This is a genomic window from Rhodococcus sp. C3V, assembly GCF_029269915.1.
In the GTDB taxonomy this organism is placed as follows: Bacteria; Actinomycetota; Actinomycetes; order Mycobacteriales; family Mycobacteriaceae; genus Rhodococcus_F; species Rhodococcus_F qingshengii.
In genome coordinates, this window is sequence record NZ_JARJBE010000003.1 from 382,174 (window position 1) to 398,431 (window position 16,258).

18 protein-coding genes are annotated in these 16,258 nt (G+C 62.9%); 4 read left to right on the forward strand and 14 right to left on the reverse strand.

The features are described from left to right. Positions 1–125 precede the first annotated feature (125 nt). Positions 126–845, forward strand: coding sequence for a helix-turn-helix domain-containing protein (locus tag P3G66_RS10740; protein ID WP_007734248.1), 720 nt, complete (start codon positions 126–128; stop codon positions 843–845). Between the two features lie 78 nt (positions 846–923). Here the strand turns inward: P3G66_RS10740 and P3G66_RS10745 are convergent, their stop codons facing one another. From P3G66_RS10745 to echA20, 4 genes are read right to left on the reverse strand one after another with little or no spacing between them, the layout of a single operon-like run. Then, on the reverse strand, positions 924–1,985 hold the full coding sequence (locus P3G66_RS10745; protein ID WP_007734249.1) for a nitronate monooxygenase: 1,062 nt from the start codon (positions 1,983–1,985) through the stop codon (positions 924–926). After that, positions 1,982–2,737, reverse strand: coding sequence for a CoA-transferase (locus P3G66_RS10750; RefSeq protein WP_003945796.1), 756 nt, complete (start codon positions 2,735–2,737; stop codon positions 1,982–1,984). The genes P3G66_RS10745 and P3G66_RS10750 overlap by 4 nt, the downstream gene beginning before the upstream one ends. Beyond that, the gene (ipdA, locus tag P3G66_RS10755; RefSeq protein ID WP_003945662.1) at positions 2,734–3,642 is read right to left on the reverse strand and encodes a cholesterol ring-cleaving hydrolase subunit IpdA; all 909 of its coding nucleotides are present in this window, start codon (positions 3,640–3,642) and stop codon (positions 2,734–2,736) included. Before ipdA ends, P3G66_RS10750 begins: the two co-directional genes overlap by 4 nt. 7 nt (positions 3,643–3,649) lie before the next feature. Beyond that, complete coding sequence (gene echA20, locus P3G66_RS10760) at positions 3,650–4,426, reverse strand: (7aS)-7a-methyl-1,5-dioxo-2,3,5,6,7,7a-hexahydro-1H-indene-carboxyl-CoA hydrolase (RefSeq protein WP_003945611.1); 777 nt, start codon at positions 4,424–4,426, stop codon at positions 3,650–3,652. Positions 4,427–4,528: 102 nt separating this feature from the next. Between echA20 and P3G66_RS10765 the strand changes: the two genes are divergently transcribed. Then, positions 4,529–5,443: an SDR family oxidoreductase gene (locus P3G66_RS10765; RefSeq protein ID WP_003945561.1), complete on the forward strand. Its 915-nt coding sequence runs from the start codon at positions 4,529–4,531 to the stop codon at positions 5,441–5,443. Positions 5,444–5,510: 67 nt separating this feature from the next. On the opposite strand, the gene P3G66_RS10770 is transcribed toward P3G66_RS10765, so the two are convergent. From P3G66_RS10770 to P3G66_RS10785, 4 genes are all read right to left on the reverse strand, one after another. Then, positions 5,511–6,182, reverse strand: coding sequence for a GNAT family N-acetyltransferase (locus P3G66_RS10770; protein ID WP_158170163.1), 672 nt, complete (start codon positions 6,180–6,182; stop codon positions 5,511–5,513). A 94-nt stretch (positions 6,183–6,276) separates the two neighbouring features. Continuing rightward, entirely contained in the window at positions 6,277–6,690 is a 414-nt protein-coding gene (locus P3G66_RS10775; RefSeq protein WP_007734258.1) for a hypothetical protein, read from the reverse strand. Between the two features lie 57 nt (positions 6,691–6,747). Beyond that, on the reverse strand, positions 6,748–7,236 hold the full coding sequence (locus P3G66_RS10780) for a nitroreductase family deazaflavin-dependent oxidoreductase (protein WP_050655745.1): 489 nt from the start codon (positions 7,234–7,236) through the stop codon (positions 6,748–6,750). Position 7,237: 1 nt separating this feature from the next. Then, positions 7,238–8,401, reverse strand: a complete 1,164-nt coding sequence (locus tag P3G66_RS10785; protein ID WP_003945509.1) for a steroid 3-ketoacyl-CoA thiolase — start codon at positions 8,399–8,401, stop codon at positions 7,238–7,240. 174 nt (positions 8,402–8,575) lie between these two features. Between P3G66_RS10785 and P3G66_RS10790 the strand changes: the two genes are divergently transcribed. Beyond that, on the forward strand, positions 8,576–9,826 hold the full coding sequence (locus tag P3G66_RS10790) for a cytochrome P450 (protein WP_007734267.1): 1,251 nt from the start codon (positions 8,576–8,578) through the stop codon (positions 9,824–9,826). A gap of 194 nt (positions 9,827–10,020) precedes the next feature. On the opposite strand, the gene P3G66_RS10795 is transcribed toward P3G66_RS10790, so the two are convergent. The 6 genes from P3G66_RS10795 to P3G66_RS10820 all read right to left on the reverse strand — a co-directional run bounded on the left by P3G66_RS10795 (position 10,021) and on the right by P3G66_RS10820 (position 15,134). Next, positions 10,021–10,401, reverse strand: coding sequence for a VOC family protein (locus tag P3G66_RS10795; RefSeq protein WP_020906296.1), 381 nt, complete (start codon positions 10,399–10,401; stop codon positions 10,021–10,023). A gap of 173 nt (positions 10,402–10,574) precedes the next feature. Further along, positions 10,575–10,985, reverse strand: a complete 411-nt coding sequence (locus P3G66_RS10800) for a nuclear transport factor 2 family protein (RefSeq protein ID WP_007734269.1) — start codon at positions 10,983–10,985, stop codon at positions 10,575–10,577. 9 nt (positions 10,986–10,994) lie between these two features. Continuing rightward, a complete protein-coding gene (locus tag P3G66_RS10805; RefSeq protein ID WP_230814871.1) occupies positions 10,995–11,858 on the reverse strand; it encodes a TIGR03619 family F420-dependent LLM class oxidoreductase in 864 nt (287 codons plus the stop codon). Between the two features lie 36 nt (positions 11,859–11,894). Beyond that, complete coding sequence (locus tag P3G66_RS10810) at positions 11,895–13,076, reverse strand: thiolase domain-containing protein (protein ID WP_007734272.1); 1,182 nt, start codon at positions 13,074–13,076, stop codon at positions 11,895–11,897. Further along, positions 13,076–14,146, reverse strand: coding sequence for a thiolase domain-containing protein (locus P3G66_RS10815; RefSeq protein ID WP_007734273.1), 1,071 nt, complete (start codon positions 14,144–14,146; stop codon positions 13,076–13,078). The genes P3G66_RS10810 and P3G66_RS10815 overlap by 1 nt, the downstream gene beginning before the upstream one ends. A 10-nt stretch (positions 14,147–14,156) precedes the next feature. Then, the gene (locus P3G66_RS10820) at positions 14,157–15,134 is read right to left on the reverse strand and encodes an OB-fold nucleic acid binding domain-containing protein (RefSeq protein ID WP_021342921.1); all 978 of its coding nucleotides are present in this window, start codon (positions 15,132–15,134) and stop codon (positions 14,157–14,159) included. A 73-nt stretch (positions 15,135–15,207) separates the two neighbouring features. Between P3G66_RS10820 and P3G66_RS10825 the strand changes: the two genes are divergently transcribed. Beyond that, on the forward strand, positions 15,208–16,245 hold the full coding sequence (locus P3G66_RS10825) for an LLM class F420-dependent oxidoreductase (protein WP_276116528.1): 1,038 nt from the start codon (positions 15,208–15,210) through the stop codon (positions 16,243–16,245). Positions 16,246–16,258 lie beyond the last annotated feature (13 nt).

Here is a 16,258-nt window from a genome sequence, read left to right on the forward strand (position 1 = left end):
AGAGCCCATGCAGATGCATCTCCCGCTGCGTGGGAAACGTACTGGCGTCGTGTGTCCACGGAAGCTCAGATGGGCGGAACGAATGTTGGCTGCCGAAGCGGCGGGCCACCGGAACGGAGACATCGATGTTGGTCGGACCGATCACCGAAGAGTCCATCCCCATGTCAACTCTCGACAGACTGTCGGTGGTGGTGGACTGCTTTCGTGACGCGCCTCGGCTGACATTGGGGGAGGTGGCGCGCCGAACCGGGATTCCGCGATCGTCCGTGCACCGGATGCTACTGAAACTCGTGAGGATGAACTGGCTACGCCGCGAAGGACTCGAGTACGAGATAGGCGACAAGCTAGGAGATCTGGGCGCGCTCTCGCTGTATCGAAACAAAGTGGATCGAGTGGTTACGCCCCTACTTCAGCAATTACATTTCGTGACTGGACACGCCGTGCACCTCGGGGTGTTGGAAGGAAACCATGTGCGCTACATCCAGAAGATCGGGAGCCTGATGGTACCCGACCTTCAGACTCGCGTCGGCTCACGTATCCCAGCGCAAGCGTCGACCATCGGGAAGTCACTGTTGAGCGCCGGCAACAGATCGGTGGCATCGTCGCACAACGCCAATGGCGTTCGCCAACACTCAGTTGCGTTCGGAATCTGCAATTCCGGGATGGGCTGTATCGGTGCGCGAATCGGGGTGCTCGACCACATGCCAGTAGGTCTCTCGATTTGTGGGCCCTTGATTCGCGGCACGATAGACAAGCGGAACGCCGCTCCCGTACAGATGGCGGCAGCAGCGATCTCGCAGTATTTCGGAATGATCGACGGGTTCGAGCAGGAGAAGACGGGATAGTCCGACAAACGCAAAGAGTGCGCCTCCCCCCACTACGCGTAAAGCGCAGTGGGGGAGACGCACTCGGATAGAGCTGTGTCAGCGAAGAGCCGCAAGCGCGTCGATACGCCCCGCGGCACCTTCCATGATGCTTTCGATCAGTTCCTTGCAGCTGGGCAGATCGTTGATCATGCCGACAACCTGACCCGAAGCAAGAACACCGGCTTCCGTATTGCCCTCGACCAGTCCGGCCTTGAGCAACATCGGGGTGTTGGCTGCCATGATGATCTGCATCAGCGTGCGGTCACCCGACCGCTTCATCGCGAGACCGTCCTTGGCGAGGGTCGACCACTTCATGCCCGTCATGGCCTTGAACTTCGTGGCATTCTTGGCCGCGGCGATCAAACCGGTTGCATAGCTGGAACCTTCGAGGCTGTTGACCAGGTCGGTGTTGAGCACACGATGAGGCATGCCATCGACCTTGCGGGAGACAGTCGTATCCGTCAGTCCGCGCTTGAGATACTCCTGTTTGACGGAATCGGGCACCGAAGAGTCGCTGGTGAGAAGGAATCGCGTTCCCATCGCGACACCGGCAGCGCCGTACGCCAGTGCGGCAGCCAGCCCGCGGCCGTCGAAGAATCCGCCACCGGCGATGACCGGAATATCGACCGCGTCGAGAACCGAGGGGAGAAGCAATGTCGTGGCCACACCGCCGGTATGGCCACCACCTTCGCCGCCTTGGACGATGACGGCGTCCGCGCCCCAGGATGCAACCTTGACCGCGTGCTTCGCGGCACCGATCGAGGGCACGACGACGATGCCGTGGTCCTTGAGCTTGGCGATCAGTTCCTTCTTGGGAGCCAACGCAAACGACGCGACCTTGACGCCTTCACGGATCAGCAGATCCGCGCGTTGCGGGGCGTCAGTGGCGTCGGCACGCATGTTGACGCCGAACGGCTTGTCCGTGAGCTGCTTCGTCTTCTTGATCGCGTGCTCGAGCTCGTCGTACGTCATCGTGGCCGAAGCCAGGATGCCGAGACCACCGGCGTTAGCCGTTGCCGACGTGAGAGCGGGACCGGAAACCCAGCCCATACCCGTCTGCACGATCGGGTACTCGACACCGACCAGTTCGGTCAGCGCGGTCTTCAGGGTGGGGGTCATGCCGAGACCTCACGGTCCCGGAGGTTGCGCGGATCGAGGGTTTCGCGGATGAGGTGAAGTTCTTCGGCGGTGGGGTCACGGGTGATACCGGCCTCGGCGAGTCCGGCAACCTCGAACGAGGTGTTCTCGGCTACCTCTTCGGCGGTGACGCCGGGGTGAAGGCTCAACGCGCGGAAGGTGTTTCCTGGTCCGCCGAAGTCGAAGACACCGAGGTTGGTGACGACGCGGGGGATGTTCAGGTACTTGTAAGCCGGATTCTCGGGATCGATCTGGTCGTAGCCGACACCGCACACCACGTCGACCTTGTCGACGAACACTCGCTTGGAGTGCTTGGGGACGAAGTAGCTCGTCGCGTGGTTGATGGTGTTACCCGGGGCGCCGCGCACACCGAACATCTGACGCGTCGGCTGCTGAAGCGGGCCGAAGGCGGAGAGGTTCTGGTTGCCGTGGCGATCGAGCTGATTGGCGCCCATGACTACGTGACGGCGGCCGGAAGCGACGACGTCGAACACCTTGCGGAACGGCATCCATCCTTCGACGGGGCCCTTCGTTCCGACGGCCGGAGTGTCCTCGAGAATGAGGGCTTCACCATCGGTGATCAGCAGGTCGGGCTCGGTGGTGAGTCGAGCCAGGCGAGCGCCGATGGTGGACGACGTCGACATCGGGCTGGCCATGATTTCGCCTGCACCGGAGAAGATTTCAGCGCAAGCGAGAACAACGTACTCTGCGCGGGTGACGGTGGATTCGCTCATTTTGCCTGCTCCCCTGCCTTTGATGAATCGGCAAACTTCTTTACTGCGGCTTGGTAGTCCTCTTCGCTGCCGGAGAGGAAGGTGTCGACGAACGCCTGCCACGACTCGGGGGTCTTGGCGGACTCGGCGTAGTGACGCTGGAACTTCTCGTCGCGGCCGTAGCTTTCGCCGGCCAACGTGAAGTGCGCACCATTGGGTGCCTCGACGACGGCGTCGACCATCATGCGGTTGAGCAGAAGGTTCTGCAGTGGAACGGATTTGACCAGTTCCTCGGTCTCGACGATGCGTTCGACGGAGACGTAACGCTTTTCGGCCGCCATGCAGTACAGGTCGTCGAAGTACGGGTCGACGCCGTTGTACGCGGCGTTGCCGTGCTTGTCACCGAGATTGAGATGAACGAACGACGCATCGAGGTTGAGCGCAGGCATCGCGATCAAGGTCTCGGAGCGGCCGTCGGCCTCGGGGTACGGGGAGGTGACGGTCTTGAGTTCGTCGCCCCAGAAGTTCCGGACATCCGAACCCAGGCCGGCGCGGATCGGGAGGAAGGGAAGGCGAGCGGCAGCTGCTTCGAGGCCACACTTGACCATGCCCTCGTCCATCTCGCGGACTTCGATCTCACCGGCGGTGCGTGCCTTGGCAAACCACGGGTCGTAGAACGGCGCGGAGTCGAGGGACACGAAACCGTAGTACGCCTTCTTGACCTTGCCGGCCGAGCACAGCAGTCCGAGATCCGGTCCGCCGTAGGTGACCACGGTCAGGTCCTTGATGTCCGAACGCAGAATCGCACGCACGAAGGCCATCGGCTTGCGGCGAGATCCCCAGCCGCCCAAGCCGATCGTCATTCCGCTGCGGAGTTCGCCGACTACCTCGTCGAGCGACTTCGTCTTGTCACGCTTGCTAGCCATGTTTGTCTCAGCCTTCCTTCTGGGTTGCGTTCTCGCGCGGCTTGCCGGTGGCGACGAACTCGTCGCGGTGTTCGTCGGACACGCCGAGGAGGTTGAGTTCGAAGGTGTAGCCCTGCTCGAGGCGGTAGCTGCCCTTGACGTCCACCGGGTCGATGCCGTTGATGGCTTCCTTGGCGCACCGGATGATGCGGGTGTCCTTGGCGGCGATCTTCGCGGCGATCTCGCGAGCGCACTCGTCGAGCTTCTCGCGCGGGACCACGTCGTAGACGCTGCCGAACTGCTTGAGTGTGTGCGCGTCGACGCTCTGTGCGGTGTAGTAGAGCGTGCGCATCATGTGCTGTGGCACCAGCCTCGAGAGGTGTGTGGCAGCGCCGAGTGCGCCGCGGTCGACCTCGGGGAGGGAGAAGATCGCGTCGTCGGAAGCGACGATCACGTCCGCGTTGCCGACGAGTCCGATGCCGCCGCCGACACAGAATCCGTTGACGGCCACGACGACGGGTACAGCACAGTCGTAGACGGCCGCGAAGGCCGCGGCGCAACCGCGGTTGGCGGCGACCAGCGCGTCGAATCCCTCGGTGGCCTGCATCTCCTTGATGTCGACGCCGGCGTTGAATCCGCGTCCCTCGGCTCGCAGGATCACTACGTGAGTGTTGAGATCCTTGCCCGCGTCGAGGATGGCGTCGGCAAGCTCGAACCATCCCTTGGACGGGATTGCATTGACCGGCGCGTAGTCGATGGTGACCGTGGTGATGCCGGTTCCGTCGGAGGAGGTGCTGATGCCCATATCGGGATTCCTTACGTCTGTGTACCAAACCAAGCGATTGCTTGGTAAGTTAGCACACAAGCGGAGCCGACAAGCCCGAGCAGAGTGCATTAGGAGACAAATATGAGTGGATTGGTCGACGGACGCGTAGTCATCATCACCGGGGCTGGCCGCGGTATCGGACGTGCGCATGCATTGGCATTTGCTGCCGAGGGCGCCAAGGTCGTCGTCAACGACATCGGTGCGGGTGCCGACGGTTCCGCGACCGGTGAGAGTCCGGCCGAGCAGGTTGTCGCGGAGATCATCGCCGCCGGTGGCCAAGCAGTGGTCAACGGAGACGACGTCGCCGACTGGGCGGGCGCCGAGAATCTGATCAAGACCGCGATCGACACCTTCGGTGGCCTGGACGTACTCGTGAACAACGCAGGCTTCCTGCGGGACCGCATGCTGGTCGGTATGAGCGAGGGCGAGTGGGATGCGGTGATCCGCGTGCACCTCAAGGGGCACTTCGCGCCGCTCCGTCACGCAGCTGCCTACTGGCGCGCCGAGGCCAAGGCAGGCAAGACCGTCGACGCACGCATCATCAACACCAGTTCGGGTGCAGGACTGCAGGGTTCGATCGGCCAGGGCAACTACGCCGCGGCCAAGGCCGGCATCGCCGAGATGACCATCCAGGCCGCCGCCGAGCTCAAGAATTACGGAGTCAGTGTCAACGCGATCGCGCCTGCTGCGCGCACACGCATGACTGTCGGCGCGGGCGGGGCGATGGCAGAAGCGATGGCAGCTCCGGAAGAGGGCTTCGACGCCATGGCTCCCGAGAACATCTCGCCGCTGGTCGTCTGGCTCGGTAGCGCCGAGTCCAAGGACGTCACGGGCCGGGTGTTCGAGGTAGAGGGCGGAAAGATCACCGTCGCGGAGGGCTGGCGTCACGGCCCGAGCGAGGACAAGGGAGATCGCTGGGACCCGAAGGAGATCGGGCCCGTCGTGGCAACGCTGTTGGAGAAGGCGGAGATTCCGACGCCGGTGTACGGGGCGTAGGGCCTCCGGCCCTGTGAGTGGTTAAGGAGTGCAGGAACTCCTCAACCACTCACAGGCGGCGTGCCGCCTACGCGGGCGCCCGAACCACCAACACGGTGCCGGGGAACTCAGCTGCGAGTTCGCGCCGCGAATGTTTCACGCAGGCGGTGCCGTAGCCCTTCTTGCGAGATTCCGGCGCGATCCAGATCGCCACGTTCACCTCTTGGCCGTCGAGTTCGCCGAATACCAGGCCGACGCTCTTCGGGCCGTCACCGGAGACGTCCTCGGCGACGAACCAGGCAGCGCTCTCGTCGTCGATCCGACCGAGACCGCCGACGCGCTCGGCTTCGATCCGATCCTCGCTCCACGGCTTGCCGTCTTCGCCGAGCTGCTCGGCCGAGCGAATCGTGAACAGTGCCTTGTCTTCTGCGCTGTCGCTGAACGGACGTAGGGTGAAGTTCTGCCCGCTGCTCGCGGGACGATCGAGCGTCGTCCATTCGAGAGTGGCGTCGAGATTCTCCAGCTCGCTTTGGATGCGATCGCGCGCTGCCTTGGTCAGTGCGCTGAACTTGAGGCTCAGAACTGCTTCGGCATTTGCTTCCGAAGTGCCGAGGAGTTCCGCGACGGTGGTCAGTGCCTCCTGGTGGTCCTTGCTGTCGACCACTGCGTCCAGCACCTCGTGGCGACGCTCCAGCGCACGCACGAGGGCTGAGGTGATCTCGCGTCGGTCCAGGATTTGATCTTGAATATGCGTCGTCATATATGCGACTCCTTGCTGTGTTCGAGGCTCTGTCGAAACGCCGTGCGGACCGTACGAGTCAATAGTGCTCCAACTCGCCGGTTATGGCACGCGTTCAGCCTCCGGTGCGGCGAACGAGCCGTTCGTAGCGCTGGCGGGCGGCTTGAGTGCTTCCGAGTCCCAGCCCGAAAGCGATGTCCTGCCAGGTCATGCCCCGTTCGCGGGCAATCCCGAGGAACAGTGCTTCCAGCTGTTCCATTTCGGCTCGGGCCTTGGGGATCAGAGTCAACGCGGCCATGACGTCGGCATCGTCGACCTCGGGTTCGTTCGGCTGCGGTGTGTCGGTGCCACCCGCAAGACGAGCCACGACGCGCACCGCGCCGTAGGGCTCGAGCATCTCCGGATGAGATTGCCGCGCGCGCTGGCTTGGGGTCGCGCCGTGGCGCTCGCTGATTCGAAAGAGTCCGGCGTACTCGCGATGTGCGCGTTCGCGGCCGGAATCGATCGGTCTGAACTGGTCATCGGTCATGAACCCAGGGTGGCACGAACCCGGGTCAATGTAAACGTTTTGTTGTAAACAGTTCGTTTAACTCTTCAGTGGCTCGCACACGATGACGGGAATGACCCGGTCGGTCCAGGCCTGATAGTTGTCGAAATCCGGATACATCGCCCTCAACATCGGCCACAGCCGAGCGCGCTCGTCCTCGGCCGCGACGCGGGCTTTCATCGAGCGGATCCGAGACTTGATCTGCACCGTCACCACCGGGTCTGCCTTGATGTTGAGGTACCACATCGGGTTCTTCGGAAGACCGCCTTGCGACGCCACCAGAATCACGTTCTCGCCGTCCTCGAGGAACAGCAGCGGGCTGATCCGCTCCTCGCCGGATTTGCGACCGGTGGTGGTCAGCAGGCAGATCGGCAGCCCGCGAGGGAACGCGCTGCCGACCCGCCACTTGCTACCCAGCCGCCCGTCGGTGGCGCGATACATGGCGACGTTTGCCTTCGACATCCACTTGATGATCTTGACCGTCGCCGGAGCGTCGAGTCCCTTGGGTTTAGCTGGGGGAGTAGTCATCTCAGATACGCTCGATGATGGTTCCGGTGGCCAGTGCGCCGCCGGCGCACATCGTGATCAGAGCAGTCGAGCCGTTGCGACGCTCGAGTTCGTGCAGTGCGGTGGTGATCAGGCGAGATCCCGTGCTGCCGACCGGATGGCCCAGAGCGAGCGCGCCGCCGTTGACATTGACGTTGTCGAAGTCAGGTTCGTGAACCTGAGCCCAGGACAGTGCGACGGATGCGAATGCTTCGTTGATCTCGAACAGATCGAGGTCGCCGATCTTCATTCCGCTCTTCTCCAGGACACGGCTGGTTGCCTGCACCGGTCCGTCGAGGTGGAATTCCGGTTCCGAGCCGACCAGCGCCTGGGCGATGATGCGGGCGCGCGGCTTCAATCCGAGCGCGCGAGCCTTGTCCTCGTCCATGAGCAGGACTGCGGCCGCGCCGTCGGAGATCTGGGAAGACGTTCCGGCCGTGTGAATCCCGCCTTCGAGGACGGGCTTCAGTCGGGCAAGGGACTCCGCCGTCGTATCGCGCAGGCCCTGATCGCGATTGACGACCTTGGTCTCGCCCGTGAGGTTTCCTTCCTTGTCGACCTGGGGTGCCGAGAGTTCGAGAACCTCGCGGTCGAAACGTCCTTCCTCCCAAGCCTGCTTGGCCAGCGCCTGCGAGCGGACGCCGAGGGCTTCGACGTCGTCGCGGGTCAGTCCGCGTCGACGCGCGATGCGTTCTGCAGCTTCGAACTGGTTGGGCATGTCGATGTCCCACGTCGCGGGTCGGCGCGGTCCGGCCTGATCGCCGACGTTGGCGCCGAGGGGAACCTGGCTCATGGCTTCGATGCCGCAGGCGATACCGGCGTCGATGGCGCCGGTGGCGATCAGACCGGCGATCAGATGGTTCGCCTGCTGGGCCGAACCGCACTGGCAGTCCACGGTGGTTGCGCCGGTCTGCCACGGAAGTCCGGCGTGCAGCCAGGCCGTGCGCGTGATGTTGTTGGACTGAGCGCCGGCCTGGGTGACGCAGCCGCCGATCACCTGCTCGATCAGCAACGGGTCGATTCCCGACCGGTCGAGAACTCCCTTTTGTGCAGCTCCGAGGATCTCGGCGGCGTGCAGACCGGCGAGCCAACCTCCGCGCTTGCCGATCGGTGTACGGACAGCCTCGACGATTACTGGTGTGCCCACAGCGGGCTCCTTTCCTTGTAATGAAAAAGTAGAACAGGTTCTCTGCGGGAAGCAAGACCTGCCGACGTTTCCTTTTCTAGTAAGCAGGCTTGTGTTTCAATGAGAGTAGAACGTGTTACACATCACGGATCCCCATCACCCCTGTGATGAAAAGGCTTAGGGCAGGAGACATCAGTGGCACAGCCCGCATTCCCCGAGGGAATCGACTTCACGGACCCCGACATCTACGCGGAACGCATGCCGTTCGAGGAGTTCGCCGAACTCCGGAAGACGGCCCCCGTGTGGTGGAATCCGCAGCCCCCGGAAATCGGTGGATTCCAGGACGAGGGCTTCTGGGTGGTCACCCGTCATGAAGAGGTCAAGGAAGTTTCGCAGCGAAGCGACATCTTCTCGACCCACGAGAACACTGCGATTCCTCGCTTCGCCGACGACATCCCGCGTGAGAACGTCGAGATGCAGCGATTCATTCTCATCAACAAGGACGCTCCGGAGCACACCAAGCTGCGCAAGCTGGTATCTCGTGGATTCACCCCGCGCGCCATCAACAGCCTGCGCGAGGAACTGACCGAGCGTGCCGAAAAGATCGTCACGACCGCGGCTGCCGGCGGTGCCGGTGACTTCGTGGTTCAGGTCGCGTCCGAACTTCCGCTGCAGGCAATCGCCGAGCTTCTCGGTGTGCCGCAGGAAGATCGAATGAAGCTCTTCGACTGGTCCAACCAGATGACGTCGTACGACGATCCCGAGTTCGACATCGACCCGCAGGCAGCCTCGATGGAGATTCTGGGATACGCGTACCAGATGGCGGATCAGCGCAAGAAGTGTCCCGCCGATGACATCGTCACCAAGCTCATCGAAGCTGACATCGACGGAAATGAGCTCTCCCCAGAGGAATTCGGCTTCTTCGTGATCCTGCTTGCGGTCGCGGGTAACGAGACCACTCGCAATGCCATCACACACGGCATGGTTGCCTTCCTCGACAATCCCGACCAGTGGGAGCTGTACAAGAAGGAACGCCCCAAGACGGCGGCCGACGAGATCGTTCGTTGGGCGACCCCGGTGACTTCCTTCCAGCGCACCGCGCTCGAAGACACCGAACTCGGCGGACAGAAGATCAAGAAGGGCGATCGCGTCGTGATGATGTACGCGTCGGCCAACTTCGACGAGGACGTCTTCGAGAACCCGACGAAGTTCGACATCATGCGTGACCCCAATCCGCACCTCGGATTCGGCGGCACCGGTGCGCACTACTGCATCGGCGCCAACTTGGCCCGTCTGGAAATCGATCTGATCTTCAATGCGATCGCCGATCACCTACCCGACATCACCAGGCTCGGGGATCCCCGACGCCTTCGCTCGGGCTGGCTCAACGGCATCAAAGAGTTTCAGGTTGATTACAAGACATCGGGCTGCCCGGTCAAACACTGATCCGGACATATACTGACCTGGTAACCGGCGAGTAGGTTCTGTGTAGGTTTTCGGGAGTTGCCTCTGCACTCTCGAACACGCAGAACTACAGTAGACGTTCCGGGGAGCCACTTGTTGGCAACCTGGAACTGCGGCGGCGTCTGCGGGATCCCTCATCTCCCGTAGGCGCCGCCGTTTGTAGTTCAATCTCCAATTCAGCCGCCGTACGGTTTGGTGATGGCTTCCAGGAAATGTCCCGACGGGTCGAGGAAGTAGACCCCACGCCCACCGTCGTTGGTGTTGAAGCCGGTACTCGACTGGCGCGGATCGGCCCAGTGATCCAGTTTCAGCGCCTGTATCCGCTGGTAGATGCCGTCGAAGTCATCCTCGGAGACGAGGAAGGCATAGTGCTGAGACGCAACCTCGGCGCCTTCTTCCACCTGTGCGAAGTCCAACGTCACGCCGTGCTCGAGTTCAACGCCGAGAAAGTAGCCGGCTTCGACCGGGCCTGGAAGGCCGAACATGTGAGTGAAGAACCACGCAGACTCTTGTCGGTCTTTTGCGGCGATGATGGTGTGATTGAACGAAATGGTCATGAGTGACCCCTTGCGGTACGACGCCTCCATGCCTGACGCAGTCCGTCATCGACACGCGACGTTGGGAACCAGGAAACCATTTCGAGCTTCTCGGTGCAAGTACGACAGGCTGATTCGAATACGACGAGCGCGGCCCCGGTCGATGACCGGGGCCGCGCTCGTACTGTGGGTTCTCAGGCTTTGCGTGCCGTCTTCATCGCACGGTCCACTTCCCAGAATGCTCGAAGCGACGCGATCTTGCCGTCGTCGTTCACCCGGTAGACGAACACGCCCTCGGCGTCGATGATCGAGCCGCCGATGGTGGTTCGGATCTTGCCGATGTTGACGTTCTCGTTGCCGCACACCAGGGAATCGTCGATCAGAAATTCGAGCTTGTCCGCGTTCGCGATCGTCATGTCGTAGAACTTGGAGATCGCTTCGCGCCCGTGATGGCCTTTGCCTTCGGGATCGAAGCCCGAAGGCCCGACCGGATCTTCCACCCAACCGTCCTCGGCGAAGAGGTCCAGCCAGGCTTCCTTGTTCTTGCCACTCGCTGCGGCGCGCGAAGCGTTACCCGCGACGCGGGCGGGGTGTTCGTCGGTCATCGCGGCTCCTCAGTTGATGTACTGCTCGGCGAATTTGCGCATCGAATTCTGCTTTGCCTCCAGTGGGGCATCGAATCCGATTCCGTCGAAAACCCAAGGCACGGTGATGATGTCCGTGACGCCGGCATCTTCGAGCTCTGCGTAACCGTCCTTGCCGAAACGGTCGATGCACACCGTCTGGATTTCGAACGGCTCGTTCTCGCGGCCGTACTCGGCGCGCAGTTCGCGTAGTCGTGCGATCACACCCACCAGGTCGTCGAACTTGATCATCGCCGAGGTCCAACCGTCGCCGACTCGCGCAGCACGCTTGAGTGCGACCTCGGTGTGGCCGCCGACGTAGAACGGAACCGGCTTGGTGGGGGCCGGGCTCATCTGCAGGCGATCGAAATCGAAGAACTCACCGTGATACTCGACCATGCCGCCGCCGAGGATCAGTTTGAGGACGTCGATCATCTCGTCCACACGTGCGCCCCGACGCTTGTACGGAGCGCCGCACCACTCGAACTCTTCCGGAGCCCAGCCGATTCCGACGCCGAAGCCGAAACGGTTGTTCGTCAATGCCGCCACGGAACCGACCTGCCGCGCGAGCAGGACGGGATTGCGGCTACCCAGCTTGAGCACCTGGGTGTAGAACTCGATCTTCTCGGTCACCGCGCCCATTGCAGCCGCGGCGATGAGCGGATCGACCCAGGGGGTCTCGGCATTCCACATCCGAGACCCGTCCGGGGTGTACGGGTAATCCGCCGCCTGCGTTTCCATGAAGAACAGTGAATCGGGGAGAGCGATCGACGAAAAGCCGCATTCCTCGGCAGTTTTGGCGATACCGGCTAACTGGTCCAAGGGGTTCATGGCAACCCCGACGGTGTACTTCATCTTCGGCCTCTTCCTGATCGGCGTGTGTGCTGCTGCTTACGTGGTGGGACGTTCGGAGCCGACGACCCACATCGAGAAGTACTGCGAGCCACCGCCGTAGGCATGGCCGAGCGCCTTGCGAGCATCGGCCACCTGGTGATCGCCGGCGCGGTGCATGACCTGCATCGCCGACTCGGCAAAACGGATCATGCCCGAGGCGCCGATCGGGTTGGAGGAGAGAACACCGCCCGAGGCATTGACCGGGAGCTTGCCGCCGATCGCGGTTTCACCCGCCTCGGTGAGCTTCCAGCCCTGGCCTTCCTCCGCGAAGCCGAGGTTCTCGAGCCACATCGGCTCGAACCACGAGAACGGGACATAGATTTCGGCGCAGTCGATCTCGTTGAGCGGATCGGTGATTCCCGCTGACTTCCACAGTGCTGCTGCAGCGTCGCGGCCGGCCTGCGGATTGACCTGATCGCGTCCGGCATAGAAGGTCGGCTCGGTGCGCATCGCCGTCGCGTGGATCCACGCGACCGAACGACCCTCGGCCTCGACCTGTGCGGCCGCTTCCTCGTTGCCGATCACCAGAGCGCACGCGCCGTCCGAGGACGGGCAGGTCTCGTCGTAGCGGATCGGATCCCAGAGCATCTGAGATGCCTGTACCGATTCGAGAGTGATATCCGGCTGCCGCAAGTGCGCATACGGATTGAGGCTGCCGTTGAGCCGATCCTTCACCGCGACAAGGTAGCCGATGTGCTCCGGTGCGCCCGATCGACGAATGTACGAACGGACGTGCGGGGCGAAGTATCCACCGGCACCGGCGCCGACGGGCATGTTGAACGGAACCGGTACGGACAGCGCCCACATGGCGTTCGACTCGGACTGCTTCTCCCAGGAAACCGTCAGAACCCGCTTGTGGACACCGGATTTGACCAGGCTGGAGGCGACGATAGCTGTCGAACCGCCCACCGATCCGGCAGTGTGAACACGCAGCAACGGCTTTCCGTTTGCGCCCAGAGCATCCGACATGGCGAGTTCGGGCATCATCGAACCCTCGAACAAATCGGGGGCCTTTCCGATGACGACGGCGTCGATGTCGTCCCAGCCGACGTTGGCGTCGAGCATCGCGGCGTCGATGGCTTCACGGACCAAGCCCGCCATCGAGACATCGTGACGCTTTGCGACGTAGTGAGTTTGGCCGGTGCCGAGCACGGCCGCGAGTTGAGGCGTTCCGGCCATCAGTTCCGTCCCTCCAAGACTGCTACCAGGTTCTGCTGCAGCACAGGGCCGCTTGTTGCATGGGCCAGAGCGCGATTCGCCTGGCCGTCGAAGATTGCCTTGGCGGCGTGGCCGATTCGTTCCAGACCACCGGCGAACAGTGGGTTGCCGCTGAGCGGACCGCCGGACGGGTTGATCGTGGTGGCGTCGGTCAGGCCGATCGCTTCCTTCAAGATCAATTCCTGGTGAGTGAACGGTGCGTGCAGTTCGGCGACGTCGATGTTGCCGACCTCGCCGCCCGTTGCCGCCTTGGCTGCGGACGTAGTGGACGGTGAGGTGGTCAGGTCACGTGCACCCAGGTTGGGGGAGTCGATGCGATGCTCGAGTCCGGTGATCCACGCCGGCCGCTCGCAGAGATCGCGGGCGCGGTTACCCGAGGCCAGGACGATTGCTGCCGCGCCGTCGGTGATGGGCGCACAATCGTGTGCGCGCAACGGATCTGCGAGGAAGGGGCTGGCGAGAAGGGCCTCGATGTCGACCTCGCCTGCGAGCTGAGCCTTCGGATTGCTCAGCGCGTGACGACGGCTACGAGCGGCAACCTCCGCCATGTCCTCGTGCGTCCACTTACCCGCGTCGAGTCCGAGTCGGGCTTGAAGTCCGGCGATCGAGACGGAGTCCGGCCACAGCGGAGTGACGAGGTACGGATCGAGCTGCATGGACAGGATCTTGCGCAGGTGCCCGGCGGAGGACTTGCCGAATCCGTACACCAGCGCGGTCTCGACCTCACCGGTCAAGATCTTGATCCACGCTTCGTAGAAGGCCCACGCAGCGTCCATCTCGACGTGAGATTCGTTGATCGGCGGGACCGCTCCGATGGAGTCGATGGCCGAGATGAAGGAGAACGCTCGTCCGGCCAGGTAGTCGGAAGATCCGGAGCACCAGAAGCCGATGTCTGACTTGGTGATTCCCAGATCGCTGTAGAGCTGCTGGAAGCACGGGACGAGCATCTCGACGCCGTTGGTGGTGCCGTTGGTTTCGCGGACGTGGGGTGCCTGAGCAAAGCCCACGACTGCGATGTCTGCAGAAGTCATTTCAGGAGCCTCACAGGTGGTGTTGGAAGGTGGAGTACTCGGCGTCGGGTTCACCTGTCGGCCGGAAGTATTCGATGTTCTCGAGGGTGTAACCCCACTCTTCGCGAGGCTTCCACTTGGCTTCGACGCGCATGCCCATCCGTACGTCCGCGGCATCACATTCGAGAATCAAGTGCAGGAACGGAATGTCAGCCCCGTCGAGAAGCACGTAGGCGGCCACGTAGGGCGGTTTGATTCGCTGCCCGAGGAACGGGACGTTGACGATGCAGAAGGTGGTGACAATTCCCTTGTCCGGCAGTTCGATCTGCTCGCTCGTCGGCTTCCCGTTGGTGGGATTCGCGCCGCGCGGTGGGATGTAGATCTTGTCTTCGGGTCCGCTGCGACCACCGATGAGCTTGCCTTCTGCGAGACCGCGGAGGTAGAAACTCTCCTCGGCCGAAGCGGAATGCATGAAGTGCAGGTCGACAGGCGTCGTGATCATGGTGACAGGATCGGCGGTGGAATCGACTGTCGCGATTCCATTTTCGCTCTCACCTGGTTCGAAGCACTCGATGTCCTTGATCTGCCCGATCCGCTCCGACGCCCAGCGAGCACGGACCCGCAGGCCGGTGCTGATGTCGTCGGGGGAGTCGACGTCGACTGCGTGGAGCATGGACGTGTCCGCGCCGTCGAGCTTGATCAGGGCCCACGCGAAAGGCTTCGTCAGTGGTTGACCCTCGATGGGTTCGGGCATCCACGTCCAACTCACGACCGTTCCGCCGTCGGAGACTCCGACGAAGTCGGTCAGTGGTTCGGCCGTGTCCGGATCGAATTCCGGTGGCGGCACGAAGACACGACCGTTCGACCCGCGTGCGCCGATCACCTTGCGATCACGCAGGGCAGTCACGAACGCGCCGATGGTCGGTCCCGTCGATCTGGTGTAGTCGAAATGGAGATTCAATGGTGCGCTCAGGGGCTTGTCGGCCACCCCGCTCTTTCCGATGGTCACAAGATCGAGTAGAACAGGTTCTAGAGATTGTGGCAAGAGTCACTTCTGATCACCGGCAATGTGGAGGCCTGCGATGAAGCTTGGGTTGCAACTCGGATACTGGGGCGCACAGCCGCCGGCAAACGCCCCGGAACTGATCGAGGCCGCGGAAGGCGCGGGATTCGACACGGTCTTCGCAGCGGAGTCGTGGGGCTCGGACGCTTTCACCCCGCTCGCCTGGTGGGGATCGCGCACCGAGAACGTCCGTCTCGGCACCTCCGTCGTACAGATTTCGGCGCGAACACCGACCAGCTGTGCCATGCACGCGCTCACTCTCGATCACCTCAACGGTGGGCGAACGATCCTCGGGCTCGGCGTATCCGGACCGCAGGTCGTCGAAGGTTGGTACGGCCAGCCGTTCGAGAAGCCGCTCGCGCGCACCCGCGAATACGTCTCGATCGTGCGCCAGGTCCTCGCCCGTGAAGCGCCCGTCACCAGTCCCGGTCCCCACTACCCTCTGCCGTATGCGGGACCGGGTAGTTCGGGACTTGGCAAGCCGCTCAAGCCCATTACGCACCCGCTGCGTGCGGACATCCCGATCTGGCTCGGCGCCGAAGGGCCGAAGAACGTCGCGCTCGCCGGTGAAATCGCCGACGGCTGGCTGGCGATCTACTACACCCCGCGCCTGGCCCCGATGTACAACAAGTGGCTCGACGAAGGGTTCGCGCGCGCCAGGGCCCGTCGTAGTCGCGAAGACTTCGAGGTGGCCGCCACGTGCCAGGTCATCGTGACCGACGATCGCGCCGCTGCCATCGCCGCTCTCAAGCCGATGACCGCCCTCTACGTGGGCGGAATGGGCGCCCCGGAGTTGAACTTTCACGCGCAGGTCTACAAGCGGATGGGCTACGAGAAGGAGGTCGACGAGATCGGTCGCCTCTTCATGTCGGGCCGCAAGGACGAAGCTGCTGCCGTCGTCCCCGACGAGATGGTCACCGAGACCATGATCATCGGCAACGTCGACGAGGTGCGCGCAGACGTGAAGCGTTGGGAGGAAGCCGGAGTCACGATGCTGCTGGTGACCTGCCGCGACGCCGACCATGTGCGAGAGCTCGCGGCCGCGGTGAGTGGTTGAGCGGGGCACCCCC